Below are 22,705 nucleotides of genomic sequence, written 5' to 3' on the forward strand. Positions count from 1 at the left end.
CGAGCACACGGCCCGGTCCGAGAACGGTTGCTGTGTCAACCTCATCAACCGAACCTGGACGCTCTCCCCCGCCCAGCCCCAGAGAACCCTGAGAATCCGCGTCAGTGGAGCACGACCGGGTCCCGCGGACCCTCCTCGTCGTCGAGGAGATGGGACTCCTCGCGCCTGCGCGGCAGGAACGCGACCGGGACCAGGGTGAGGATCAGGGCGACCGTCGCGACGAGGTACGGCGCCCGGAACGCCTCGGACGGGTCCACGCCGCTCTTCTGCTGGTTGGTCAGCACCACCGACATCACCGCGACGCCGACCGAGGCGGCGACCTGCTGCAGCACGTTGATCAGCGTCGAGCCGCGGGCGACCTGGTGGTCGCGCAGCGTCTTCAGCGCCGAGGTGAAGACCGGCATCATCGTGCCGCCCATGCCGAGGCCCATCACGAACAGGAACGCGATGATCTGCGCGTAGGACGTGCTCGGGTCGGTGCTGAACGCGAGCCCGCCGACGCCGATGATGATCCCCGCGAACCCGAACGGCACGATCCGCCCGACCGGGATCTTGTCGGCCAGCGCACCGGCGATCGGCATGGTCAGCATCGCGCCGAGGCCCTGCGGCGCGACGAGCAGGCCGGCCTTGAGCACGCTCTCGCCGCGGATCTCCTGGAAGTACGTCGGCACGAGCAGCAGCGCACCGAAGAACGAGCCCGCGAACAGGAACATCACGATCGTCGCGACGGTCAGGTTGCGGTCCTTGAACAGGCGCAGGTCGAGCAGCGGGTGCTCGGGGCGGAACGCCCAGGCGACGAACCCGACCATCAGCGCCAGGCCCGCGAGACCGGGGACCAGCACCTTGGTGGCGGCGACGGTGCCCTCGCCGGGGATCGACGAGACGCCGTAGAGGAACAGCGCGAGGCCCGGGGACATCAGGGCCATGCCGACGACGTCGAAGGTCTCGCTGGGCTCCGGGTTGTCGGCGGGCAGGGCGAGGACGCCGTAGATCAGCGCGGCGATGCCGAGCGGCAGGTTGATCAGGAAGATCCAGTGCCACGAGGCGGAGTCGATCAACCAGCCGCCGATGATCGGGCCGAGGATCGGGCCGAGGAGCATCGGGATGCCGAGGATCGCCATCAACCGGCCGATCCGGTGCGGCCCGGCGGCCTTGGTCATGATCGTCATACCCAGCGGCATCAGCATGCCGCCGCCGAGGCCCTGCAGAACCCGGAACAGGATCAGTGTCTCGATGCTCCACGCGGTCGCGCACAGCACCGACCCGAGCGTGAAGAGCGCCAGCGCGGTGAGGTAGAGCCGCTTCGTGCCGAACCGGTCGGCGGCCCAGCCGGTCGCGGGGATGACGGCGGCCAGCGCGAGCGTGTAGCCGGTGATGGTCCACGCGACCGTGGAGTAGGTGTTGACCCGGAACTCGGCCATGAACGTCGGCAGTGCGACGTTGACCACCGTGGTGTCGAGGATCGCCATGATCGAGCCGAGCACGACGACACCGGCGACCTTGAGGATGTCACCGGTGATCTTGTCGTCGTCGTCGATGGGCGTGGGGGCGCTGGTCATCGGGTTCCTTCCGAGCTGTCGACGGGTCGGGTGGTGGTCTCTCGTCGAAGGTACGCCTCTCCGCCGACGGCGGGGAGGCATACCTCCTCGCCCTCCCACCGCCGCCGCAGCCAACGGTCGTGCGAGGCGACGACCACCGCGCCGGGACTGGCGCCGATCGCCTCCTCGAGCTCGGTGACGAGGGCGAGCGAGAGATGGTTGGTGGGCTCGTCGAGCAGCAGCAGGTCCGGCTCGGTGGCGACCGCGATCGCCAGCGAGAGCCGGCGGCGCTGGCCGACGGACAGCAGCACGACGGGCTTGGTGTGCTCGCGCGGGTGCAGCAGGCCGAGGCTGCGCAGCGGCCGGCGTACGGCGAGGTCGGGCCCGACCGCGGCGTCGTACGTCGCCTGCGCGGTGGCCGTGAGGTCGGCGAAGAGCGGGTCCTGGGTGAGCTCGGCGACCCGCTGCGCACCGACCTGGACCGCCCCGCTCGTCGGCACGATCCGGCCGGACAGGACGCCGAGCAGGGTCGACTTGCCGGTGCCGTTGGCGCCGGTCACCAACAGGTGCGCGCCGCTGTCGAGGTCGAGGACGGGCAGCCGCAGCCGCCCCTCGACGGTGAGGTCGCGGACGGTGACCGCCCTTCCTCCGCTCGGTGCGGAGCCCGTCAGGCCGGTCGCGAGCCGCAGCGGAGCGGGCGGCTTGCGCACCTGGGAGCGCTCCGCCTCCTCCAGCCGTCGCTCCGCGTCACGCTTGCGCCGGGCGAGCGCGCGGTCGACGTTCGCGCCCTTGAACGCGTGGATGAACTTGTCGTTGTCGCGCGGCCCGCGGCCCGGTGCGACAGCGGACTTGTCGATCCGCGCCGCCTCGCGCAGCCGCTCGAGCTCCTCCTGCTGGGCGGCGAAGGTCTCCTCCCATCGGCGCCGGGCGGCGGCCCGAGCCTCGGCGTACGCCGTCCACCCGCCGCCGTACCGCCTCCCGCCGCGACCGTCGGTCCCCATCCCCACCGGGTCGAGGTCGACCAGGTCGGTGCAGACCTCGTCGAGCAGCACCCGGTCGTGGCTGGTGAGCACGACGACGCCCGGAAGGTCGCGCAGGAACGCGACGAGCAGCGCGACAGCCTCGTCGTCGAGGTGGTTGGTCGGCTCGTCGAGCAGCAGGCACTGTGGGCGCCGGGTCATCAGCGTCGCCAGCGCCAGCCGGGTGCGCTGGCCGCCGGACAGGCTGCCGACCCGCCGGTCCTGCGCGAGGTGGTCGAGCCCGAGCTGCTCGGCGGCCAGCAGTGCCCGCCGGTCGGCGTCCCAGGCGTCGTGGGCCAGGGCGAGGTCGAGCGCGGCGGCGTACTCCTCGGCGACCGCCGGGTCGTCGAGCAGGTCGGCCAGTCCCTCCACCGCTGCGACCGCGTCGCGCAGCGGCCGCAGCGCTGTCGCCAGCACGTCGGCGACCGAGTCGTCGTCGCGGAACGGCGGTTCCTGCGTGAGGAACGCCAGGTCGGCGGGCCGCTCGATGGTGCCGCTCACCTGCGCGCTGTCCGGCAGGCCGCCGGTGACCGCGCGCAGCAGCGTCGACTTCCCCGCGCCGTTCTCGCCGATCAGGCCGACCCGGCGGCCCGGCTGGGCGACCAGGTCGATCCCGTCGAGGACGGTACGACGACCGAAGGCGACCGTGAGGTCGCGGACGACGAGCGGGCCGAGGGAGGCGGTGGTGGGTGCTGACATGGCTGATCCGATCGGTGACGGGGTCGGACTCGCCGGGCACTGGTCAGGCACTGGTCGGTGGACGCAGGGACGGCCGCGGGCGCGAGTCGGGTCAGGCGAGGATCAGCATGATGGCTCGAGCCTACGGGACGGGTGGGCGCGGGCGCGACCGCTTATCGCGGCCGGCCCGCATCTCGCCCAGGACCGCCATTGCGCCGGACCCCACGCCTACGGTGCCCGGATGAACGACTCGTGGAGTCACCTGACACCCGCGCTGCCGGTCGTCGTTCCGCTCGTCGCGGGACTCGCCGGCCTCATCGGCCGGGTCAGGATGTGGCTTGCCGACGACAGGGTGGAGAAGGCGCTCGACAGGATGGACGACCGGCTTCTCGTCGCCGCGCGGCTCGAGCGGGTCGGCGAGGCGGCATGGGCGGAGGAGACCAGGAGAGAGGCGTGGCTGTGCGTCCTTCGGCCGCTCGTGCGATTCGAGTGGAATCGCCAACATCCGGTGAGGGCGATGTTGAGCTTCATCGTCGCCCTCGCCTACCTCGGCTTCGTCGGACTCGTGGCGCTGACCAGGTCGCAGCCCGCTCTGCAAGACGTGACGGCCGTCGCCCTTCTGCTGCTGACGGGCCTGGTGCTGGGTTTCGCCTGGTCGGGCGTGAGAGCCGCCCGCGACGTGCAGCGGGCGGCCGCGGCCAGGTTCGAGACCCACCGCAGGAACGGACACGTCGTGCCCGGGCCAGGCATGGCGCCGGGACTCGCCGCCGCGTCGGCGCCCTCGCCGCCGGGCCGGAGCCTCGCCGCTGCCCGGGCTCAGATCCCGCCGAGGATCCGGGCCCGGGTGGCGTCGTACTCCTCCCGGCTGACGAGGTCCCGCTTCAGCAGGTCGTCGAGCTCGGCCAGCCGCTCCGCCGGCGTCTTCTGGTCCGGCGGCCGGACGGCGACGCTCGGGCGGAGGGGCGCGACCGGCTCGGCGGCGTCCCAGTCGATCTCCCACTCGCGCGACTCGGGGTCGACGAGGACGGGGAGCTCGCCGGTGTAGAGCAGCGGCATCCGGAGGTCGGGTACGACGGTGCGGCTCTCCACCTCGAAGGGGGCGACGTCGTCGCCGTGGATGCGCAGGCGCAGCTTGAGCAGCGGCTGGTCGTTGATCCGGACGTTGGTGGAGTCGAAGGACAGCACCTGGCCGCGGGCGGGGCGGCCGTTGGTGCGCAGCCGGTGGAGCTTCTTCGCGGAGCGGTAGCGTCCGCGGCCGATCAGGACGCCGATGACCAGGTCGAGCACCGTGATGCTGACACCGATGGGCAGCAGCCAACCCGCGTCGGGCTGGTCGCCCATGGCGATGCCCATGACCAGGAAGATCGGGCCCACGACCCCGCAGACCAGCAGGAACAGCACGGGCGGCAGGTAGCTGCCGAGCAGGGAGGGCGGCCGCGGCACGTCCCGTGGGGCGACGGTCATGGGCGACAGCGTAAGAGGTTTCGCCATTAGGTGGCGTCGTCGCGAGCGGCGCGAGACGCGTGCGATGACAAGGCGGTGGAGCGAAGTCGTGCTCGTCCGCCCATCGAGCGACGCCGACGCAGTCAGCGTGCGCGTGTCGCGGCGCGCAGCAGGCGGCACCTATTGGCGGAACCCCTAGGTCCGCACCGCCGGCGGACGCGCGCTACTGGGGACCCTCGCCGGCCGCGACGTGCTGGGCGAGGTACTGCTGGACACCGATCCGGGCGATCGCGTCGAGCTGGCTCTCGAACCAGTCGGCGTGCTTCTCCTCGTCGCGGACCATGTCCTCGAAGACGGCGGCGGTACCGTGGTCACCGAGCTCGTGGCATTCCCTGGCGCCGGCGTTGAACTGCTCGACCGCGGCCCGCTCGCTCGCCAGTGCGAGATCGAGCATCTCCTCCGCGGTCTCGCCGACCTGGATCGGGTTGAGCCGCTGCACGTTGGGGTGCCCGTCGAACATGAGGATCCGGTTGATCAGGTCGTCGGCGTCCCGCATCTCGTCGATGGAGAGGTCGTAGAACACCTTCCCGAGCTTCGGAAGGCCCCAGTTGTCGAGCATCCGGGCATGCAGGAAGTAGGTGTTGGTGACGGTGAGCTCGAACGTGAGCGCTTCATTGAGGAGCTCGACGACTCGGGGATCGACTGGCTGCACGGCGTACCTCCGGCGGTGGGGACCCTTGCCGCCGATGCTGGCACACCACCCCCGGGTGAGGCCAGGCTCACCGAGCGCTCAGCTCGCGGCCCCGTCGGCGCGCAGGTGGGCGCACTCCTGCTCGTGGTGCTGCTGCACGAGCGCCTTGATCGAGAAGATGCAGGACCCGCAGTCCTGGGCTGCGCCGGTCGAGCGGCACACCGCGCCCACGGTCCGTGCCCCCTCGGCCAGGGCAGCGTCGACGTCACGGTCCGTGACGACGCGGCACTGGCAGACGATCATGATGCAAAGGTTAGCCGTACCTAAGTCAGATCGGGGAGCCGGCGTCTCACCCGGCGGGACCGGCGACCGCCTCAGGCCTGCGTGCGCAGGTAGCGCCCGAAGTGCGGCACCGTGAACGCGATCCGCCCCCGCTCGCCGGAGTAGATCAGTCCCTTCTTGAGCAGCGAGTCCCGCGCCGGCGAGAGCGACTGCGGCTTCTTGCCGAGCACCGTGGCGACGTCGGCGGTAGCGACCGATCCGACCGGGTCCTCGACGCCGTCGGCGGCGTCGGCGACCGCGGCGTCGGCCATTGCCCGCAGGTAGTCGCGCTCGGCCGGGGTGGCCCGCTCGTAGCGGGACCCGAAGAAGCCGACGGCCAGCTCCGTCTCGGCCTCGGGGCCCGCGACGGCGACGTCCTCGGCGGTGATCGGGGTGCGCGGGGCGAGGTCCCACACGGAGCGGCCGTAGGCCTGGATGAAATAGGGGTAGCCGCGGGTGGCGTCGTACATCGCGGCGAGCGCCTCGGGCGTGAACTCGGCCTCCTCCTCGGCGGCGGGCGCGACGAGGGCGCGGTCGGCGGCGTCGCGGGAGAGCCGGTCGATGCGCTGGTAGGAGAAGAGCCGCTCGGAGTAGGACTTGCTGGCCGAGAGCACGGCGGGCAGGTGGGGCAGCCCGGCGCCGACGACGATCACGGGCAGGCCGTTCTGGCTGAGCTCGTGGCAGGCGGCGCAGAGGGCGGACACGTCGTCGGCGCCGAGGTCCTGCATCTCGTCGATGAACACGGCCACGCCCTTGCCGACGTCGGCCGCCAGCCCGCCCACGTCGGTGAGGAGCTCGACCAGGTCGATCTCCACGTCGCCCGAGTCGGCCCGGCCGCGGACCACCGGGGCGTCGATGCCGGGCGACCACTTGTCGCGCAGCTTGGCGTCGGGGCCGGCGTCGCGCTGGGCGAAGGACCTGATCACGCCGAGGACGTGGTCGGCCTCCGCCGGCTCCGGGTGCCCGAGCTCGCGGACGGCCTGGTGCAGCGCCGAGGACAGCGGCCGGCGCAGCGACTGGTCGGGCCGCGCCTCGAGCTTGCCGGTCCCCCAGCCCTTGCGGACCGCCGCCGAGCGCAGCGCGTTGAGCAGCACCGTCTTGCCGACGCCGCGCAGGCCGGTCAGCACCAGGGAGCGCTCCGGGCGCCCGCGCGCGACCCGCTCGAGGACGACGTCGAAGGCCGTCAGCTGCTCGTTGCGACCGGCGAGCTCGGGTGGGCGCTGCCCGGCGCCGGGGGCGTACGGGTTGCGGATCGGGTCCATGATCCGACGCTATCGGGGTGTCTAGCGATCGCCTTAGACATCGCTAGCGTGTCGGATCGTCGGTGTGCGGCAGGTCGTCGAGGGCACCGTGCGGGCATGGACGCGGTGCACTTCGCGTGGTCGGTGGCGCTGATCGTCACGGTCGGCACGCTGCCCCCGGGCCTGGTCCGCGCGCTGGCCTACCGGTCCGGCTCGGTCGACCACACGCCGGGGATGCGGCTGGTCGCGACGGTCGTCCTCGGCATCGGGCTGGTCGGCCTGGTCTGCTTGCTCGCCCTCAGCGTGCTGCTGGCCGGGTGAGCGCTAGGTCAGGCGCCGGTCGAGGGCAGCGCGCCGGACGGAGCGCTCGCCGTGGCGGGCGCGACCGCGCCGTCGGGTACGACGACCGTCTCGATCACCGGCTGCACCTCGGTCTCGGCGAGCACACCCGCCGGCTGCGCAGGCTGCGCCGGTACGAGGAGCGCGGGGTCGACACCCTCCTCGATCGGCAGCACGCAGGCCGGCGTGGCGGGCTGGGCCGGGACCGCGATGAAGTCCTCCACCCAGGCGGGCCGGTCGACGACGTCGTGCGCCGCCATGACGACGACGTCGACGTCGGACCCAGGCAGCTCGGTCCAGCCGGCACCGGCCGGCGGCAGCACGGTGGCGGTGGGCGTGGTCTCCACGACCGGCGTACCGGGCCGGGTGGCGCCGGTGGCGGTGAAGCCGGGGTCGGGTGCGGTGCCGTCGGCCAACCAGACCCGCTCCTCCTCGGCGGCCGAGATCTCGGAGGTGGCGCCCTCGACCCAGCCGGCGCCGGCGGGCCGCTCGCCGACGGGCAGGTCCTGCTCCTCGGTGCTCGACGAGGCGACCCGGGTGCGGCCGGTGGAGGTCGAGCCGGCGGGCGGCGCCGTACCGTCTCCGACCCAGGCGGTCTCGACGTGGGACTGCTCGGGCTCGGCGGGTACGGCGGCGCGGTCGACGACCCAGACGTCCTCGGTGACGGCGGGGGTCACCTCGACGTCGCGGGTGCGGCCGGTCGGCGTCCACCCCTTGCCGTTGTCACCGGCGTTCCAGCCCTCGGGCTCCCAGCGGGTGGTGCCGTTCTGCTGCTGGACGTACTCCCACTCCGTCCGGGTCACCGCGGGCCTCACCACCCGGGTCTCGGTGTGCCCCTCCTCCGGAGTCCCCGGCTGGGCGGCCCGGTCCACCACCGTCCACGAGTACTCGCGCTCGACGACGTCGGTGGTGCGGGTCCAGTGCACGAGCACCACGGCGGCGACGGTCTCCCGGGTGAACTCCCGCTCGGTCGTCGCCGTCGTGCGCTGCCAGCGCCAGGCGGTGGCGGTGACCGCGGGGACGGTGTGCACGACCGCCGGGTGCTCGACGGAGCCCCACTGGGCCGGGATCTCCGGCTGGCCGCAGCCGCGCTGGTCGGCGGGGGTCATCGGGGAGCCGGGGGTCGCGGCGGCGGCCGGGAGCAGCCCCGATCCGGCGCCGATGACCGCCACGAGGGCAAGCGTGCCAAGGGTGAGGTGCCTGCTGTGCATGGGAGGGCCCTTCTGGAATGGGGGTGTGGGGGCTCCCGAGCGGCGCCGATGACCGACCAACGCGAGGCTCAGGAGCGAGTCATGGGAGGACACCGGAAACAGGACGAAGTCCCGGGTCCCCTGGTCAGGTCGGAGGAAGGTCCTAGATGAGTAACTCCAAGGGATCGTGCAAGCGAGCGGCGCTCAACGCGTGCGCTGGCAAGGCGCAGCCGCGAAGGCATGCTGGGCGCACGTCGAGCGTCTGCAACGCCGCCAGCGCGCGTGGTGAGCGTCGCGGAGCGTGCGAGCCCTTGGAGTTACTCATCTAGGCTGGGCGCGTGCCCGAGCTGCCCGAGGTGGAAGCCCTGGCCCTCGACCTGCGGGGCCGGCTGGACGGGCGCGCCATCACCCGCGTCCACATCGCCGCGTTCAGCGCGCTGAAGACCTACGACCCGCCGTTGTCGGCGATCGAGGGCACCCTGGTCGACGACGTACGACGCCACGGGAAGTTCCTCGACATCGAGGCCAGCGGCCTGCACCTCGTGCTCCACCTGGCCCGGGCCGGCTGGGTACGTTGGAAGGACGAGGTCCCGGCGCTGCCGCCGCGCCCGAGCACCAAGTCCACGCTGGCGGCGCGGATCGTGCTCGACGAGCGCGACGGCCTCACGCCCGGCCTCGACATCACCGAGGCCGGCACCAAGAAGTCACTGGCGCTCTACCTCGTGCGCGACCCGCTCGACGTCCCCGGCATCGCCAGCCTCGGCCCCGACCCGCTGACCGACGACTTCACCTCCGAGCGCCTCGCCGCGATCCTCGCCGACGCCGGGCGCAAGCAGCTCAAGGGCGTGCTGCGCCACCAGGGCACCATCGCCGGCATCGGCAACGCCTACTCCGACGAGATCCTGCACGCCGCGCGGATGTCGCCGTTCAAGCCGGCCGACAGCCTGTCGGAGGACGAGCTCGCCACGTTGTACGCCGCCGTCCGCGACACCCTCGGCGACGCGGTCGAACGCTCCCGTGGGCTCGCGGCCAGCGAGCTCAAGGCAGAGAAGAAGTCCAACCTCGCGGTGCACGGGCAGACCGGCAAGCCGTGCCCGGTGTGCGGGGACATCGTGCGGGAGGTGTCCTTCGCCGACTCGAGCCTGCAGTACTGCCCGACCTGCCAGACCGGCGGCAAGCCGCTGGCCGACCGTCGGATGAGCAAGCTGCTCAAGTAGCTCCCACGACGGCCGATCGGGGACCCATGGGCCTCAGGCCGCCTTCGCCGACTCCTGCCCGCGCTGCACGCCGCGCGGTGCTGACCGGCGCCGCCGCCGGCCTGGGCGCGGTGCTGGCCCGGCCCGGCGTCGCCCTGGCCGCGCCGGACGTGCGCGGCTACCCGGCCACCGCGGTCCCCGACGCACCCACCTGGCACGGCATCCGCCGGTTCACGGCCGGCTACACGCCCGCGCTCCGGGCCCAGGTCGAGGCGGCGGGCGGCTTCGACGCCTGGTTCGCGCGCCAGCTCGACGGCTCGTACGACGACGCGTGGTACGACGCGACCTCGCACTGGTGGCTCTCGATCAACGCCGACGACGCGACCGTGTGGCAGCGCGACCGCAGCGACGTCGAGTCGCTGTGGTGGGCCGACGCCAACTACCAGAGCTGGGCGATGGTCCGGCGCCTCGGCTCGCAACGCCAGGTGCTGGAGACGATGGCCGAGCTGTGGGAGCACCACCTCCACGTCCCGGCGCAGGGCGCGGTCGGGCCGTTCCGCACGGCGTACGGCAAGGAGGTCCGCAGGCACGCGCTCGGCAGGTTCTCCGACCTGCTCGAGGCGGCCATCACCCACCCGGCGATGAGCGTCTACCTGGGCAACGCGAACTCGACCAGGTCCGCCCCCAACGAGAACCTCGGGCGAGAGCTGCTCGAGCTGCACACCGTCGGCGTCGGGCAGTACACCGAGACCGACGTCAAGAACTCCGCACGGCTGCTGACCGGGTTCAAGGTGGGCATCTGGACGACCTGGGCCACGTCCTACGACCCGACCGCCCACTGGACCGGCCCGGTGCAGGTGCTGGGTTTCAGCCACCCCAACAGCAACCCGGACGGACGCGCGGCCGTGTCGGCGTACCTGCGCTATCTCGCCCGGCACCCCGCGACCGCCCGCCGGATCGCCCGCAAGCTCGCCGTCCGGTTCGTCTCCGACGCGCCCTCCGCCGCGCTCGTCGACGAGCTGGCCGCGGTCTACCTCGACCACGACACCGACATCACGGCCGTGCTGCTGGCCCTGGTCGCCTCCGCGGAGTTCCGCACGGCCGCCGACACCAAGGTCCGCACCCCGCCCGAGGACGTGGTCGCGACCTATCGCGCGCTCGGCGTCGAGCTCACCGGTCCACCGAGCGGTCTCGCCGACGAGTCGGCGGCCAACACGCTGATCTGGCAGGCCCAGCGGATCGGCGCCAAGCCGTTCAACTGGCCGCGGCCCGACGGGCGGCCCGACACGGCCCAGGCCTGGTCCTCGACGTCGCGCTTCCTGGCCTCGCTCGACATCCACTACACGATGAGCGGCGGCTGGTGGCCCGTGGACGGCGCCCGCTATCGCGCGCCGATCGACTGGCTGCCCGCCGCTCCCGCCGCTGCCGCCGGCGCCCCGGCGGCGCCCGCCGCCGACGAGGACCCGCTCGTCGTCGGCCGCCCGAAGAAGGACAAGAAGAAGAAGAAGAAGAAAAAGAAGAAGCGGAAGCCCCCGGCCCCGCCGCCGGTCAGCCCGCCTCCGCCGGACCCCGTCGTGCCCGATCCGCCCGACCAGCCGCAGCCGCCGACCACCCCGGTCGCGAGCATCCGCTTCGACGAGCTGGTCGACCACCTGTGCCGCACCATGCTCGGCCAGCCGGTCGCACCGACCATGCTGCAGGCGGCGTGCGAGGCGGCCGGCTGCGCGCCGGCCGACGTGATCACGCCGCAGCACCGGATCGTGGCGTGGGAGATGCCGCGCCTGATCACCGTCCTGCTCGACTCGCCCCTGCACATGACCCGGTGAGGTGCCGATGACTTCCTCGTGCTGCGACGAGTTCGCCGCCATGAACGGCGGATTGAGCGGTGGGTTGACCAGGCGTGGCCTGTTCCGCGGCCTGGCCGGTACGACCGCGGCGGTGACGACCACGGCCACGATCGGCGGAGCATTCATGTCGACGTCGTACGCCGCGGCGCCGAGCGCTCCCGCCGTGCTGGTCGTGCTCTCGATGCGGGGCGCGGTCGACGGGATGAGCCTGGTGGTCCCGCACGGGGACCCGGTCTACTACGCGGCGCGGCCGCGGATCGCCGTACCGTCCAGCAAGCTGCTCGCCAAGGACGCGTTCTTCGGCCTGCACCCCGGCCTCGCGCCGCTGCTGCCGTGGTGGAACGCCGGCTCCATGGCCGCCGTGCACGCGACCGGGCTCCCGGCGCCGAACCGCTCGCACTTCGCGGCCATCGAGGCCGTCGAGGACGCCGACCCGGGCTCGTCGGAGCGAGTCGGCTGGCTGAACCGGCTGATCGGCCGGGACACCGAGGACAGCCCGCTGCAGGCCGTGCAGTTCGGCGACTCCGTGGTGCCCGCGTCACTGCTGGGGCCCGAGCCCGCGGTGGCCGTCGACCGGGTCGAGTCGATGGTGCTGGCCGGCGCGGACCGCTGGGACACCCACGGCCGGCGCCCGCAGTCGATGAGCACCATGTGGGCCGACGCGGACGGGCCGCTCGGCGTCGGGGCCCGGTCGGCCATGAAGGCGATCGCCGACTTCGCGCCGGTCCGCACGTCCTCGGCGGCGCCGGCCAACGGCGCGGTCTACCCCGACGGCGACCTCGGCGAGAGCCTGGCGTCGGCGGCCCGCACCATCCGGGGCGACGTCGGGGCCGAGGTGATCACCATCGACACCGGGAGCTGGGACCACCACGTCGACCTGGGCACCTTGGACTGGGGCCAGATGCAGCGGATGACCAAGGAGCTGGCGGCCGCGCTCGCGGCGTTCCTCACCGACCTCGGGCCGCTGGCGTCGAAGGTGACCGTCGTGACGCTCTCGGAGTTCGGGCGTCGTACCAAGGAGAACGCGAACTACGGCCTCGACCACGGCTACGGGAACGTGATGCTCCTGCTCGGCGCCGGGGTCGCCGGCGGCTACCACGGCCAGTGGCCGGGCCTGGTCAACGACGTCGACGGCGACCTGCTGGTCACCACCGACTACCGCAGCGTGCTTTCCGAGGTGGTCGTCGGCCGGCTGGGCGCCTCGTCGGCGCAGGTCTTCCCCGGCTTCCAGCCGGAGAGCCTCGGCGTCATGCGGGCACCCTGATCCGCGCGCCGCGCGGTCTCTAAGGTGGAGGCATGATCCCCCAGATCGAGATCGACGCCGTCCCGGACCCGCTGCCCGAGGGCCTGGTGGTGCTCGACGTCCGCGAGGACGACGAGTGGGCCGCCGGCCACATCGACGGCGCGGTGCACATCCCGCTCATGGAGCTGCCCGCCCGGCTCGGCGAGTTCGTCGAGCTCGAGGCACCGCAGACGCTCGTGGTCTGCAAGGGCGGCGGCCGCTCGGCCCGCGCCGTGGCCTACCTCGCGCAGCAGGGGTACGACGTGGTCAACCTCGTCGACGGCATGCTCGGCTGGGAGCGGGCCGGGCGGGCGATGGCAGCAGACGGCGACGAGCCGCCGCACGTCGTCTGACGCCGCCGGGAGCCGTGGTCACGTGATCGATCGCTGGCAGCAGGCCGCCGGGCACGCCGACTGGATCATCGGCCACCGCCGCCGACTCCACGAGGAGCCCGAGGTCGGCCTCGCCCTCCCCGACACCCACGCGTACGTCGCCGCGGCCCTGGCCGAGCTGGGGCTGAGCCCGGAGGTGCACGAGGCGGCCGGGGTCACCGCCGTGGTGCGCGGCCGCGAGGGCGGCCGGACGGTGGTCCTGCGGGCCGACATGGACGCGCTGCCGGTCCACGAGGAGACGGGCCTGCCCTTCGCGTCCCGCCGTGACGGCGCGATGCACGCGTGCGGGCACGACCTGCACATGGCGATGCTGCTCGGCGCCGCCCGCTGCCTGGTCGAGGAGGCGCCCCGGCGCGACACCGTGCTCGTCTTCCAGCCGGGCGAGGAGAGCGACCGCGGCGCGGTGCCCACCCTCGCGCGGCACGCCCACCTCCGCCTCGACGACGCCGAGACCTTCGCGATCCACGTGCACGCGACCTGGCCTGCCGGCACGGTCTTCCACCGCCCCGGCGTGTTCATGGCTGCCGGCGACTGGTTCCGCATCACGTTCACGGGGCCGGGCGCGCATGCGAGCCAGCCCCACCTCGCCGGCAACCCGATCGTCGCCGGGGCCGACGTCGTCCACGGCCTGCGCCGCGCCGTCGCGGAGCTCGCGACGGACGAGCACCTCGTCGCCACGGTCACCGAGAGCCTGATGGGCAACACCGTCAACGTCATCCCCGCCGAGGGAAGCCTGCGCGGGACGCTGCGCACGCTGAGCAGGGAACGGCGCGCGGCCCTGGTCTCGGTGCTCCGCGACCTCGCCGAGCGGGCGGCCGAGGACGCCGGCCTCGCCGTGTCCGTCGAGATCGTCGAGGGCTACCCACCGGTGGTCAACGACGCGACATACGACGACCGGCTGGTCGCCGCGCTCCAGCACGCGCCGGTCGAGGCGCGGCCGATGGCCGCCCCCTCGATGGTGATCGAGGACTACGCCTACTTCCTCGAGCGGTGGCCGGGCTCGATGGTCTACCTCGGCGCGCAGGTCCCGGGCCACGACGCGTTCAACCACGCGGCCGACGCGATGTTCGACGAGGGCGTGCTGGCGCTCGGCGCCGGCCTCCACCTGCTGGCGGCCGACGGCTTGTAACTAAGTGTTACAGCACGAAAAGCGGTGCAACAACACCCGGGTAGTGGACATAACACGTAGTTACAAGGGCGCGCGAGCTCAGCCGGCGAAGTCGACCGGCACTCGCGCGCCGGCGAGCTCGGTGCTGCGTCCCGCGGCCCGGTTGGCCTCGGCGACGGCCTCGACGAGGTCGGCGCCGCCCGCGAGGGCGACGGCGAGGCAGCCGGTGAAGACGTCGCCGGCGCCACTCGTGTCGACCGCGTCGACCGGCTGCGCGGCGACGTGGCGCGCGGCCGCGTCGCGGGGTGCGACGTAGGCGCCGTGGGCTCCCATCGTCACCACGACGTCGCCCGCGAAGGCCAGGGTGGCCACACACGAGGCCACCTCCTCCGGCGTGCGCGGGGTGGGGCGACCGGCCAGCCGGCCGAGCTCGGCCTGGTTGGGCACGAGGACGTCGACGCGGTCGAGGAGCACACGTACGGCGACCGGGTCGGCAGGCATCGGGGCGGGGTTGAGGATCACCCGCGCCTCGGGGACCGCGCGGGCGGCCGCCTCGATGCAGGCCGTGGCGACCTCGAGCTGGGCGAGCACCACGGCGGGCCGCAGGTCGCCGACGGCCTTCTCGACCTCCTCGGCGGCGAGGGCGCCGTTGGCGCCCGGGTCGACGACGATGTGGTTCTCTCCGGCGTCGTCGACCACGACCACGGCCGTGCCCGTGGCGACGGTGCCGAGCCGTCGTACGCTCGCGACGTCGACACCGCAGGCAGCCAGCGCGGCGACCGAGCGCTCGCCGGCGTCGTCGCCGCCGACCGCGCCGACCATCGCGACCGACGTCCCTCGGCTGCGGCCGAGCACCGCGGCCGCCGCGGCCTGGTTCGCGCCCTTGCCGCCGGGAGCACGGAACGATCCGGTGGCGAGCACCGTCTCTCCGGGCCGGGGCAGGCTCGGCACGCGCAGGGTCGTGTCCTCGTTGAGCGAGCCGACCACGCAGACGAGCGGGCCGCCGCTCATGGCGCGTCCCCGAGCCGGTGCAGCGCGTCGATCACCAGGTCCCAGTAGCGGTCGGCGTCGAGCCGGACCGCCACCTGGGCGTTGACGGGCTGGTCGGGGTAGCGGCGGTGCAGGTCGACGACCGTCGTGCCCCTCGTCCAGGTGCCGTCCAGCTCGACCGCGACGAAGGCCTCCCGCCACTCGATCACCTCGGGATCGACGAGGGCGGCGATGGTGCAGGGGTCGTGGACCGGCGGGGAGTCGAACTCCCACAGCCGGTGGTAGGAGTCGCCGAAGAAGCCCATCCAGGCCGCGCAGGTGCGGCCGATCCCGGTCGGGATCGCGCGCATCCGCTCCACCACCTCCGGGGTGGCGAGCGCCTGGTGGGTGAGGTTGAGCCCGACCATCCGCACGGGCACGCCCGAGCGCAGCACGACGTCGAGTGCCTCCGGGTCGGCGTAGGTGTTGAACTCCGCGGTCGGCGTGTGGTTGCCGCGCTCGGTGCTGCCGCCCATGAAGACCACCTCGGCGATCCGGTCGGCCACCTCGGGGTGATCGCGCAGCAGCCGGCCCGCGTTGGTCATCGGCCCGGTCACCACGAGGGTCACCGGCTCCGCGGCCTCAAGCAGCCGGTGGCGCAGGAAGGCCACGGCGTCCTCGGCGACCGGGTCCGCGGCGGGCTCCGGCAGCGGCGGGCCGTCGAGGCCGCTCACGCCGTGGACGTAGTTCCCGAGGGCGACGTCGCCGACCAGCGGGCCGGCCGCCCCGACGGCCACGGGTACGTCGGCCCGACCGGCGAGAGCGAGGACCCGTTGCGCGTTGCGGGTGGCGTCCTCCACGGCACAGTTGCCGAAGCAGGTCGAGATGCCGAGCAGGCGCACCTGGGGCGAGCCGAGCGCCAGCAGGATCGCGACGGCGTCGTCGTGGCCGGGGTCGCAGTCGAGCAGGATCGACACCGGGCGGGGCTGGTCCGGGGCCATGCTCAGGCGCCGCCCGCCAGCCAGGTGATCATGCCGCCGACCACGGCGGGGAAGCCGTCCCAGGCCAGGAACTCCTCGGGGCACCAGTGCGGGCCGATGTCGGAGGTCCAGACCAGCGAGCGGCCCTCGCCCACGCTCGCCGTCGCGACCAGGACGTCGCCACCGACGGTCGCGACGACCTCGGCGTCCTCCTTGGCGAGGACGTGGTTGTAGCCCAACAGCTCGGGAGCGCCCGGCGCCCAGGACGCGGCGAGCGGGTGGCCGGTCGCGACCAGCTCGACGGCGGCCCCCTCCGGCGCCTCGACCCGGTCGTCGGACTCCCGCATGGTCACCGGCAGGACGTCGGCCAGCGGGCTGCGCGCGAAGTTCGCCCGTGCCTGGAAGCCCTGGAAGCTGAGGTAGCCGCCGGCCATCATCAGCCCGCCCCCCTGGCGGGTCCACTCGACCAGCGCGTGCAGCGGGTTGCCGCTGCGCTTGCCCTCCAGCCAGGTCTCGGGCGGGAGCACGAAGGAGTTGTAGCCGATGTCGGAGAGGATGACGACGTCGTACGCCGAGAGCCCGGCGACGTCGCGCGGGAACCGGTTCGGCACGTCGTGGGCGTACATCTGCTCGATCGTGATGCCCTGCTGGGCGGCCGCCTCGATGAACGCGTCCGCCCCGGTGTGGAAGGTCGTGCTGGTGAACTCGTCGAAGCCCTTCACGTGAGTGGCGGTCGAGATCCAGCTCTCGCCTGCGAGCAGTACACGGGTCATGGTGGGTGTCCTCCCTATCGGGTGAGGAGGCGCCGCGGGTTGTCGACCAGCAGCGTCTCGATGTCGGTTTCGGTCAGGCCGTGCCGGCGTAGGCGGGGCACGAAGAACTGGGGGATGTGGGCGTAGCCGGGGCCGCCGTGGCACCGCAGGAGCGACTTGAGGAAGACGTCCTGGCTGAGGAGCAGCCGCTCGCCGTGGCCGAGGTCGACCAGCCGCGCGATCCAGGCGGCGTTCTGCTCGTCGGACGGGCACTGCACGCCCTGGTCGGCGTAGAACACCTCCATGCCGACCATGTCGTACTGCACCCACGCGCCCCGCCGGAGCAGCTCGACCTGGTAGTCGAGGTCGTCACCGGAGGGGCCCATGTGGCACAGCACCACGCGGGCAGGATCGACCTGGAGCTCGTCGGCGAGGTCGAGCACGTCGCGACCGCGCCGGAACCAGCCGGGCAGGTGCACCTGGACCGGCAGGCCCGAGGCCCGCTGCGCCAGGAACGCGCCCCGCAGACTGGCCTGCTCGGCCGGCGTGAAGTCGGCCCCGACGCCGATCTCCCCGATGAAGCCGGGACGGATGCCGTCCTCGCCCTCCTCGAGGTCGGCCAGGATCCGCTCGGCGATGGCTTCCGGCGCGAGGCCGTGCACGTCCGCCGGTTGGGCGGCGTCGAGGTAGTAGCCGGTGCCGGCGACCACGTGCACGCCGGTGCGCTCGCTCACCTCCCGCAGTCGCGCGAGGTCACGGCCGAGACCGAGGCCCGTGGCGTCGAGGATCGTCCCGCCCCCGAGGGCGGCGAATCGCGCCACCTCCGCGACGCAGACCTCCACGTCGTCGAGCCGGCAGTTGTCGCGGTTGCCGAACGGGTCCTGCCGCAGCTCCCAGCCGAGGTCCTCGGTGACGGGCGCGTCGGCGTACGCGTCGGGGTCGATGCCCGGGAGCGTCGAGCGCTGCCACCACGAGGACACGTCGTTGAGCAGGTGCTCGTGGGTGAGCACGACCCCCAGCTCCGTGACCGGCACCGGGCCACGGACGGTCATCACCTCGCTCATCCGCGAGTCCCGACGATCCTGCCGAAGAGCTTGCTGTTGAGGAAGATCGCGACGATCAGGATCAGTCCCTGGGTGATCGGCACCCAGTAGACGTCGACCTTGGACAGCACCAGGCCGTTGTTGATGATGCCCAGGGTCAGGGCGCCGACGGCCGAGCCGATGATCGAGCCGCGCCCACCCATCAGGCTGGTGCCACCGAGCACGACCGCCGTGATCACCTCGAGCTCGAAGGCGGTGCCGGAGTTCGACGACCCACTGCCCAGCCGCGCCGCGGTGATCACGCCGGCCAGGCCGGCGAGGACGCCGGTGAGTCCGAGCACCGTGACCTGGATCCGCCGGATGTCGACGCCCGCCCGGCGCAGCGACTCGTCGTTGGAGCCGACCGCCGTGACGTAGCGCCCGAAGCGGGTGTGGTTGAAGACGTACCACCCCGCGATGACCGCGATCACCGCGATCCAGGTCGGCGTGTAGATGCCGGCCAGCGAGCCCTGGCCCAGCGGGAGCAGGAAGTCGGAGGTGATCGGGGTGCTGTAGCCGTCGGTGATCAGCAGCGCGACCCCGCGGACCGCCGTCAACGCGGCGAGCGTCACGATGAACGACTGCACCTTGCCGAACGCCGTGATCATCCCGCTGGCCAACCCGATCGCCAACGCGATCGCGAGCGTGCCGACCAGCGCGACGACGGGGTTGCCGCTCTCGGCGAACAGGCCGAGGGCGGCCGCCGAGAGACCGACGATCGAGCCCACCGACAGGTCGATCTGGCCGGTGGTGATGACGAAGGTCATGCCCACCGCGACGATCACGGTCGGCGCGACCTGGCGCAGCACGTTGACCAGGTTCGTGGTGGTGAGGAAGGCGTCGGAGGCCAGGCTGAAGTAGGCGAACAGCACGACGAAGACGACGCTGATCGAGATGACGCCGAAGTTCTTGGCGACGAAGTCGCGGCGGCTGTCGCGCCGGGCGTCGCGGTCCGGGACGGACGTGGTGGTGGCACTCATCGCTCTACTTCCCCATCATCGCGGTGACCAGTCCGGTCAGGTCGGTCTCGGCCGGGTCGAGCTCCCGGTGGTTGACGCCCTCGTGCAGGACGACGAACCGGTCGGCGACCTCGAAGAGGTCCTGCAGCCGGTGGGTGATCAGGATGACGCTGACCCCACGCTCCGAGACGTCGCGGATCAGCTGCAGGGTCATCTCCACCTCGCGGGCGGCGAGCGCCGCGGTCGGCTCGTCGAGGACGAGCACCCGGGGCTCGAACGCGACGGCACGGGCGATCGCGATCGCCTGCCGCTGACCGCCGGACATGTTGGCGACCAGCTGACGGGTGTCGGAGATCCGGATGTGCAGCTTGGCCAGGTCCTCGGCCGCCTCGCGGTGCATCCGCTCGTGGTCGAGCCTGCGGGTGAGCCGATGGTAGGGCTCGCGGCCGAGGAACAGGTTGCCGGCGACGTCGACGTCGTTGCACAGGGCGAGGTCCTGGTAGACCATCTCGATGCCGTGCGCCCGCGCCGCCCGGGGTCCGGTGCCGGTCAGCTCCTCGCCGTCGACGAGGATCCTGCCCTTGTCGGGCACGACGGCGCCGGCCAGCATCTTCATCAGGGTCGACTTGCCCGCGCCGTTGTCGCCGACGAGGCCCACGACCTCGCCACGCCCGACCCTCAGGTCGACCCCGCGCAGCACCTTGAGCGCTCCGTAGCTCTTGGTGATGCCCTGCATCTCCACGCGGGGCACGGCACCCGCCGTGCCCCCGTCCAGCTCCGCGGTCATTCGAAGATGGACCGGAAGTCGTCGACGTTGTCCTTGGTCACGATGGTGATCGGGACGTCGATGAAGCCCTTCGGCTCCGCACCTCCGATGACGGCCTTCAGCTCATCGACGGCCTCGACGCCCTCCTGGCGCGGGTCCTGCTGGACCACGGCGGTGACCAGGCCGGAGTCGATGCCGGCGATCACCTCGGCCGTGAGGTCCCAGCCGATGATCTTCGTCGTGCCGGCCGGGTCGAGGGCGGCGACGGCGCCCACCGTCGCCGGCTCACCGGTGGTGTAGACGAAGTCCAGGTCGGGCTCCGCGGTCACCAGGTTCTGCGCCGCCGTGGCGGCCTTCTCCTGGACGTTGTCGCCGTTGACGCTCTGCGCGTGCGTGGCGCCGGCGGCGTCGATGACCTTGCGGAAGCTGTCCTCCCGCTGGTTCTGGATGAAGGAGTTGCGAGCGTCGACGACGCCGTACTTGCCCTTGGCCAGGCCGTTGTCGACGACCCAGGTGCCGGCCTCGGCGCCGGCCGCGTCGTTGTCGACGCCCACGAAGGTGTCCGCGGCGCCCTTCTCGAGCTCGGCGTCGATGGCGACCACCCGGACACCCGCCTGCTTCGCGGCCTTCACGGCCGGCAGCACGCCGTTGACGTCGATGGCGACGACGATCAGGCCGGTCACCTGCTGGGTCACGAAGTTCTCGATGTCGGAGTTCTGCTTGGCCGGGTCGTTGTTGGCGTTGGCGATGGTGAGCTCGCAGCCGGCCTTCTTCGCCGCCTCCTCGGCGCCCTCGTTCATCTGGGTGAAGAAGGCGGCGGTCTGGTTGATCTGGGTCATGCCGATGACGCACTCGCCGCTGCCCGACCCGCCGGACCCGGCCTTGTCGTCACCGTCGTTGCCGGTGCTGCATCCGGCGAGCACCAGGGCCGCGGCGCCGGTCGCCGCGACGATGGTCCGATTCATCCTGGCCATGCGCGCACACTCCTTGGGTAATCGATTTCCGAGACCGTTTCCGTCGAGCGTAGGAAGTGACCCGAACCACGTCCAGAGGTCGGTAATCGATTTCCACGGATTGAGACGATCGTTTCGCACGAGCAGCCGCGCGACGGCAGGATCAGAGGGTGCGTCCCCGACCTCGACCCCGCTCACCGCGCATGGCGGACGTCGCCCGCGAGGCCGGCGTCTCCGTCGCCACGGTCTCCCGCGCGCTCAGCGGCACCCGCGCGGTCGACCCCGCCCTGGCCGAGCGGGTCCTCGCCGCCGCCGAGCGGCTCGGCTACCAGGTGAACCTGGTCGGCCGGGCCCTGCGCCAGACGCGCACGGCCACCGTGGGACTGGTCGTACCCGACCTCGACAACCCGTTCTTCTCCGCGCTCGCCCAGCACCTGGCACGGGTGTTCACCGAGACCGACGTCGACCTCTTCGTGTTCGCCGCCGACGGCTCCCTGGCGACCGAGCTGCGCGGCGTGCGCTCGTTCCTCGGCCGGCAGGTCGACGCCCTCGTGATGATCCCGGTCCACGAGGTCGACAGCGCCGACGCCGTCGAGCTGGCGGCCCGGGCGGTGCCCACCGTCCAGCTGGACCGGTGCGTGCCCTCCACCGCGGCCCACTTCGTGGCCGTCAACAACCTGCGTGGCATGGAGCTCGTCGGCGAGCACGCCGCGGCCCGCATCGACCTGGCCCGGCAGCCGGTCGTGTACGTCGGCGCCGAGCCCGACTCCTCCTCCGCCCACGAGCGGCTCGACGGCTTCCGCCAGGCGTTCGGCCCGGACGCCCCCGTGCTGCTGGGCTCCTTCTCCAGCGCGTGGGGCAACGAGGCCGCGCGGCGGCTGCTGGCCGACGGGTGGGAGCGGGCGACCGTGGTGACCGCGGCCGACGTGATCGCCCTCGGCGTGCTGTCCCAGCTGCTGCACGCGGGTCGCGCCGTACCGGACGACTTCCGGGTGATCGGCTTCGACGGGATCGGCGCCGGGACGCTGGCCCACCCGCCGCTGACGACCGTGCGCCAGCCGGTCGAGGAGATGACCCTGGCGATCCGCGACCTGATCGACGGTGGCGAGGGGCCCGAGCGCGACGCGCCCACCCACGGCCACCGGTTCGCCCCGGTCTTCATCGAGGGCGAGACGAGCCCGTGACGACGACGGCCCCGCCGACCGAGGTCGGCGGGGCCGTCGTACGGCACTCAGCGGGTCACTGCGACGGCAGGTCCGAGAGCAGGCTCTCGAGGTCCGTCGGCAGGTCCGACGGGAGGTCGGAGAGCAGGCTCTCCAGGTCCTCCGGCGAGGTCGGCAGGTCCGTCGGGACCTCGGTCGGCAGGTCCGTCGGGACCTCGGTCGGCAGGTCGGACGAGTCGCCCGAGTCGCCCGAGTCGTCCGAGCCGGTCGAGCCCGAGCACGTCTTGGCCTGGTACTCCGAGAAGGCCTCGACCTTCTTCTTCTCGTCCTTGCTGAGGTCGGCCTCGAACGGGTTCTCGTCGCCGCCCTTGGTGAGGGCCTCCTTGATGTCGTCCGCGTCGATGTCCTTCGCGGCGTCGAGCTGGATCTCGAAGCCCTCGCGAGCGTCGTCGGAGATGTCCTTCGGCGTACCGACCTTCTCGAGGTCGTCGGCCTGCTCCTTGACGAGGTCGGCGAGCTTGTCCCAGTCCTCGTCGGTGAAGGCCTTGGTGAAGGCGGCGTCGCTGCTCGAGCCGGACACGGCGTCGCAGAAGTCCTTGACCGAGGCGTCAGTCGGCGCGCCGCCACCGCACGCGGTGAGCGAGAGGGCGAGCAGGACGGCAGCACCGGCGGAGGCCAGCGGGCGCTTGATCGGGGTCATGTCAGTTCCTTTCCTGAGGGGGTGGAGCACGTCGGCACGCCCCTCGAGCAGGGGCGCGGCCGCACGGGCGACCACGCGGTCACCCTGCCCCCACCG

At 72.6% G+C, this 22,705-nt stretch carries 22 protein-coding genes; 7 read left to right on the forward strand and 15 right to left on the reverse strand.

What is annotated here, in order from left to right; all coding sequences use genetic code 11:
• Positions 1-101: 101 nt before the first annotated feature.
• The 6 genes from QI633_RS25400 to QI633_RS25425 form a co-directional block, all read right to left on the reverse strand.
• Positions 102-1,559 carry a DHA2 family efflux MFS transporter permease subunit gene (locus QI633_RS25400; protein ID WP_141796821.1) on the reverse strand — a complete coding sequence of 486 codons (1,458 nt, stop codon included), beginning with the start codon at positions 1,557-1,559 and terminating at the stop codon, positions 102-104.
• Positions 1,556-3,256 (reverse strand): ABC-F family ATP-binding cassette domain-containing protein, encoded by a 1,701-nt coding sequence (locus QI633_RS25405; protein WP_282427501.1) that lies wholly within the window; start codon positions 3,254-3,256, stop codon positions 1,556-1,558. The genes QI633_RS25400 and QI633_RS25405 overlap by 4 nt, the downstream gene beginning before the upstream one ends.
• A gap of 795 nt (positions 3,257-4,051) precedes the next feature.
• Positions 4,052-4,699 carry an SHOCT domain-containing protein gene (locus QI633_RS25410; protein ID WP_282427502.1) on the reverse strand — a complete coding sequence of 216 codons (648 nt, stop codon included), beginning with the start codon at positions 4,697-4,699 and terminating at the stop codon, positions 4,052-4,054.
• Between the two features lie 202 nt (positions 4,700-4,901).
• On the reverse strand, positions 4,902-5,390 hold the full coding sequence (gene bfr / locus QI633_RS25415; protein ID WP_141796818.1) for a bacterioferritin: 489 nt from the start codon (positions 5,388-5,390) through the stop codon (positions 4,902-4,904).
• A gap of 78 nt (positions 5,391-5,468) precedes the next feature.
• Entirely contained in the window at positions 5,469-5,672 is a 204-nt protein-coding gene (locus tag QI633_RS25420) for a (2Fe-2S)-binding protein (protein ID WP_141796817.1), read from the reverse strand.
• 71 nt (positions 5,673-5,743) lie between these two features.
• Complete coding sequence (locus tag QI633_RS25425) at positions 5,744-6,952, reverse strand: ATP-binding protein (RefSeq protein ID WP_141796816.1); 1,209 nt, start codon at positions 6,950-6,952, stop codon at positions 5,744-5,746.
• A gap of 96 nt (positions 6,953-7,048) precedes the next feature.
• Between QI633_RS25425 and QI633_RS25430 the strand changes: the two genes are divergently transcribed.
• A complete protein-coding gene (locus QI633_RS25430) occupies positions 7,049-7,252 on the forward strand; it encodes a hypothetical protein (protein WP_141796815.1) in 204 nt (67 codons plus the stop codon).
• A gap of 8 nt (positions 7,253-7,260) precedes the next feature.
• On the opposite strand, the gene QI633_RS25435 is transcribed toward QI633_RS25430, so the two are convergent.
• Positions 7,261-8,481 (reverse strand): hypothetical protein, encoded by a 1,221-nt coding sequence (locus QI633_RS25435; RefSeq protein ID WP_282427503.1) that lies wholly within the window; start codon positions 8,479-8,481, stop codon positions 7,261-7,263.
• A gap of 317 nt (positions 8,482-8,798) precedes the next feature.
• On the opposite strand from QI633_RS25435, the gene QI633_RS25440 reads away from it, so the two are divergent.
• From QI633_RS25440 to QI633_RS25460, 5 genes are read left to right on the forward strand one after another with little or no spacing between them, the layout of a single operon-like run.
• Positions 8,799-9,677: a DNA-formamidopyrimidine glycosylase family protein gene (locus QI633_RS25440; RefSeq protein ID WP_141796813.1), complete on the forward strand. Its 879-nt coding sequence runs from the start codon at positions 8,799-8,801 to the stop codon at positions 9,675-9,677.
• A 26-nt stretch (positions 9,678-9,703) separates the two neighbouring features.
• Positions 9,704-11,482: a DUF1800 domain-containing protein gene (locus QI633_RS25445; protein ID WP_282427504.1), complete on the forward strand. Its 1,779-nt coding sequence runs from the start codon at positions 9,704-9,706 to the stop codon at positions 11,480-11,482.
• A 7-nt stretch (positions 11,483-11,489) separates the two neighbouring features.
• Positions 11,490-12,767, forward strand: coding sequence for a DUF1501 domain-containing protein (locus tag QI633_RS25450; protein ID WP_282427505.1), 1,278 nt, complete (start codon positions 11,490-11,492; stop codon positions 12,765-12,767).
• Between the two features lie 32 nt (positions 12,768-12,799).
• Complete coding sequence (locus QI633_RS25455) at positions 12,800-13,138, forward strand: rhodanese-like domain-containing protein (protein WP_282427506.1); 339 nt, start codon at positions 12,800-12,802, stop codon at positions 13,136-13,138.
• Between the two features lie 22 nt (positions 13,139-13,160).
• Positions 13,161-14,306 carry a M20 family metallopeptidase gene (locus QI633_RS25460; RefSeq protein ID WP_282427507.1) on the forward strand — a complete coding sequence of 382 codons (1,146 nt, stop codon included), beginning with the start codon at positions 13,161-13,163 and terminating at the stop codon, positions 14,304-14,306.
• Positions 14,307-14,384: 78 nt separating this feature from the next.
• Here the strand turns inward: QI633_RS25460 and QI633_RS25465 are convergent, their stop codons facing one another.
• From QI633_RS25465 to QI633_RS25495, 7 genes are read right to left on the reverse strand one after another with little or no spacing between them, the layout of a single operon-like run.
• On the reverse strand, positions 14,385-15,296 hold the full coding sequence (locus QI633_RS25465) for a ribokinase (RefSeq protein ID WP_282427508.1): 912 nt from the start codon (positions 15,294-15,296) through the stop codon (positions 14,385-14,387).
• The gene (locus QI633_RS25470) at positions 15,293-16,255 is read right to left on the reverse strand and encodes a nucleoside hydrolase (protein WP_282427509.1); all 963 of its coding nucleotides are present in this window, start codon (positions 16,253-16,255) and stop codon (positions 15,293-15,295) included. Before QI633_RS25470 ends, QI633_RS25465 begins: the two co-directional genes overlap by 4 nt.
• A gap of 2 nt (positions 16,256-16,257) precedes the next feature.
• Positions 16,258-17,007: a glutamine amidotransferase gene (locus tag QI633_RS25475; RefSeq protein WP_141796807.1), complete on the reverse strand. Its 750-nt coding sequence runs from the start codon at positions 17,005-17,007 to the stop codon at positions 16,258-16,260.
• Between the two features lie 14 nt (positions 17,008-17,021).
• Positions 17,022-18,050 carry a phosphotriesterase-related protein gene (locus QI633_RS25480; RefSeq protein ID WP_141796806.1) on the reverse strand — a complete coding sequence of 343 codons (1,029 nt, stop codon included), beginning with the start codon at positions 18,048-18,050 and terminating at the stop codon, positions 17,022-17,024.
• Positions 18,047-19,048, reverse strand: coding sequence for an ABC transporter permease (locus tag QI633_RS25485; RefSeq protein WP_141796805.1), 1,002 nt, complete (start codon positions 19,046-19,048; stop codon positions 18,047-18,049). The genes QI633_RS25480 and QI633_RS25485 overlap by 4 nt, the downstream gene beginning before the upstream one ends.
• A 4-nt stretch (positions 19,049-19,052) precedes the next feature.
• On the reverse strand, positions 19,053-19,814 hold the full coding sequence (locus QI633_RS25490; RefSeq protein WP_222117707.1) for an ATP-binding cassette domain-containing protein: 762 nt from the start codon (positions 19,812-19,814) through the stop codon (positions 19,053-19,055).
• Positions 19,811-20,767 (reverse strand): substrate-binding domain-containing protein, encoded by a 957-nt coding sequence (locus QI633_RS25495; protein WP_282427510.1) that lies wholly within the window; start codon positions 20,765-20,767, stop codon positions 19,811-19,813. The genes QI633_RS25490 and QI633_RS25495 overlap by 4 nt, the downstream gene beginning before the upstream one ends.
• A 182-nt stretch (positions 20,768-20,949) precedes the next feature.
• Between QI633_RS25495 and QI633_RS25500 the strand changes: the two genes are divergently transcribed.
• Positions 20,950-21,930 carry a LacI family DNA-binding transcriptional regulator gene (locus QI633_RS25500; RefSeq protein WP_141796803.1) on the forward strand — a complete coding sequence of 327 codons (981 nt, stop codon included), beginning with the start codon at positions 20,950-20,952 and terminating at the stop codon, positions 21,928-21,930.
• 55 nt (positions 21,931-21,985) lie between these two features.
• Here the strand turns inward: QI633_RS25500 and QI633_RS25505 are convergent, their stop codons facing one another.
• Complete coding sequence (locus QI633_RS25505; protein ID WP_141796802.1) at positions 21,986-22,609, reverse strand: hypothetical protein; 624 nt, start codon at positions 22,607-22,609, stop codon at positions 21,986-21,988.
• Between the last annotated feature and the right edge of the window lie 96 nt (positions 22,610-22,705).

It is taken from the genome of Nocardioides sp. QY071, from assembly GCF_029961765.1.
In the GTDB taxonomy this organism is placed as follows: domain Bacteria; phylum Actinomycetota; class Actinomycetes; order Propionibacteriales; family Nocardioidaceae; genus Nocardioides.

Coding starts and splice junctions, on each gene's coding strand:
- QI633_RS25400 (WP_141796821.1), bottom strand. CDS start 1,559: ATGACCAGCGCCCCCACGCCCATCGACGACGACGACAAGATCACCGGT.
- QI633_RS25405 (WP_282427501.1), bottom strand. CDS start 3,256: ATGTCAGCACCCACCACCGCCTCCCTCGGCCCGCTCGTCGTCCGCGAC.
- QI633_RS25410 (WP_282427502.1), bottom strand. CDS start 4,699: ATGACCGTCGCCCCACGGGACGTGCCGCGGCCGCCCTCCCTGCTCGGC.
- QI633_RS25420 (WP_141796817.1), bottom strand. CDS start 5,672: ATGATCGTCTGCCAGTGCCGCGTCGTCACGGACCGTGACGTCGACGCT.
- QI633_RS25425 (WP_141796816.1), bottom strand. CDS start 6,952: ATGGACCCGATCCGCAACCCGTACGCCCCCGGCGCCGGGCAGCGCCCA.
- QI633_RS25430 (WP_141796815.1), top strand. CDS start 7,049: ATGGACGCGGTGCACTTCGCGTGGTCGGTGGCGCTGATCGTCACGGTC.
- QI633_RS25435 (WP_282427503.1), bottom strand. CDS start 8,481: ATGCACAGCAGGCACCTCACCCTTGGCACGCTTGCCCTCGTGGCGGTC.
- QI633_RS25445 (WP_282427504.1), top strand. CDS start 9,704: ATGGGCCTCAGGCCGCCTTCGCCGACTCCTGCCCGCGCTGCACGCCGC.
- QI633_RS25450 (WP_282427505.1), top strand. CDS start 11,490: ATGACTTCCTCGTGCTGCGACGAGTTCGCCGCCATGAACGGCGGATTG.
- QI633_RS25455 (WP_282427506.1), top strand. CDS start 12,800: ATGATCCCCCAGATCGAGATCGACGCCGTCCCGGACCCGCTGCCCGAG.
- QI633_RS25465 (WP_282427508.1), bottom strand. CDS start 15,296: ATGAGCGGCGGCCCGCTCGTCTGCGTGGTCGGCTCGCTCAACGAGGAC.
- QI633_RS25470 (WP_282427509.1), bottom strand. CDS start 16,255: ATGGCCCCGGACCAGCCCCGCCCGGTGTCGATCCTGCTCGACTGCGAC.
- QI633_RS25475 (WP_141796807.1), bottom strand. CDS start 17,007: ATGACCCGTGTACTGCTCGCAGGCGAGAGCTGGATCTCGACCGCCACT.
- QI633_RS25480 (WP_141796806.1), bottom strand. CDS start 18,050: ATGAGCGAGGTGATGACCGTCCGTGGCCCGGTGCCGGTCACGGAGCTG.
- QI633_RS25485 (WP_141796805.1), bottom strand. CDS start 19,048: ATGAGTGCCACCACCACGTCCGTCCCGGACCGCGACGCCCGGCGCGAC.
- QI633_RS25490 (WP_222117707.1), bottom strand. CDS start 19,814: ATGACCGCGGAGCTGGACGGGGGCACGGCGGGTGCCGTGCCCCGCGTG.
- QI633_RS25495 (WP_282427510.1), bottom strand. CDS start 20,767: ATGGCCAGGATGAATCGGACCATCGTCGCGGCGACCGGCGCCGCGGCC.
- QI633_RS25500 (WP_141796803.1), top strand. CDS start 20,950: ATGGCGGACGTCGCCCGCGAGGCCGGCGTCTCCGTCGCCACGGTCTCC.
- QI633_RS25505 (WP_141796802.1), bottom strand. CDS start 22,609: ATGACCCCGATCAAGCGCCCGCTGGCCTCCGCCGGTGCTGCCGTCCTG.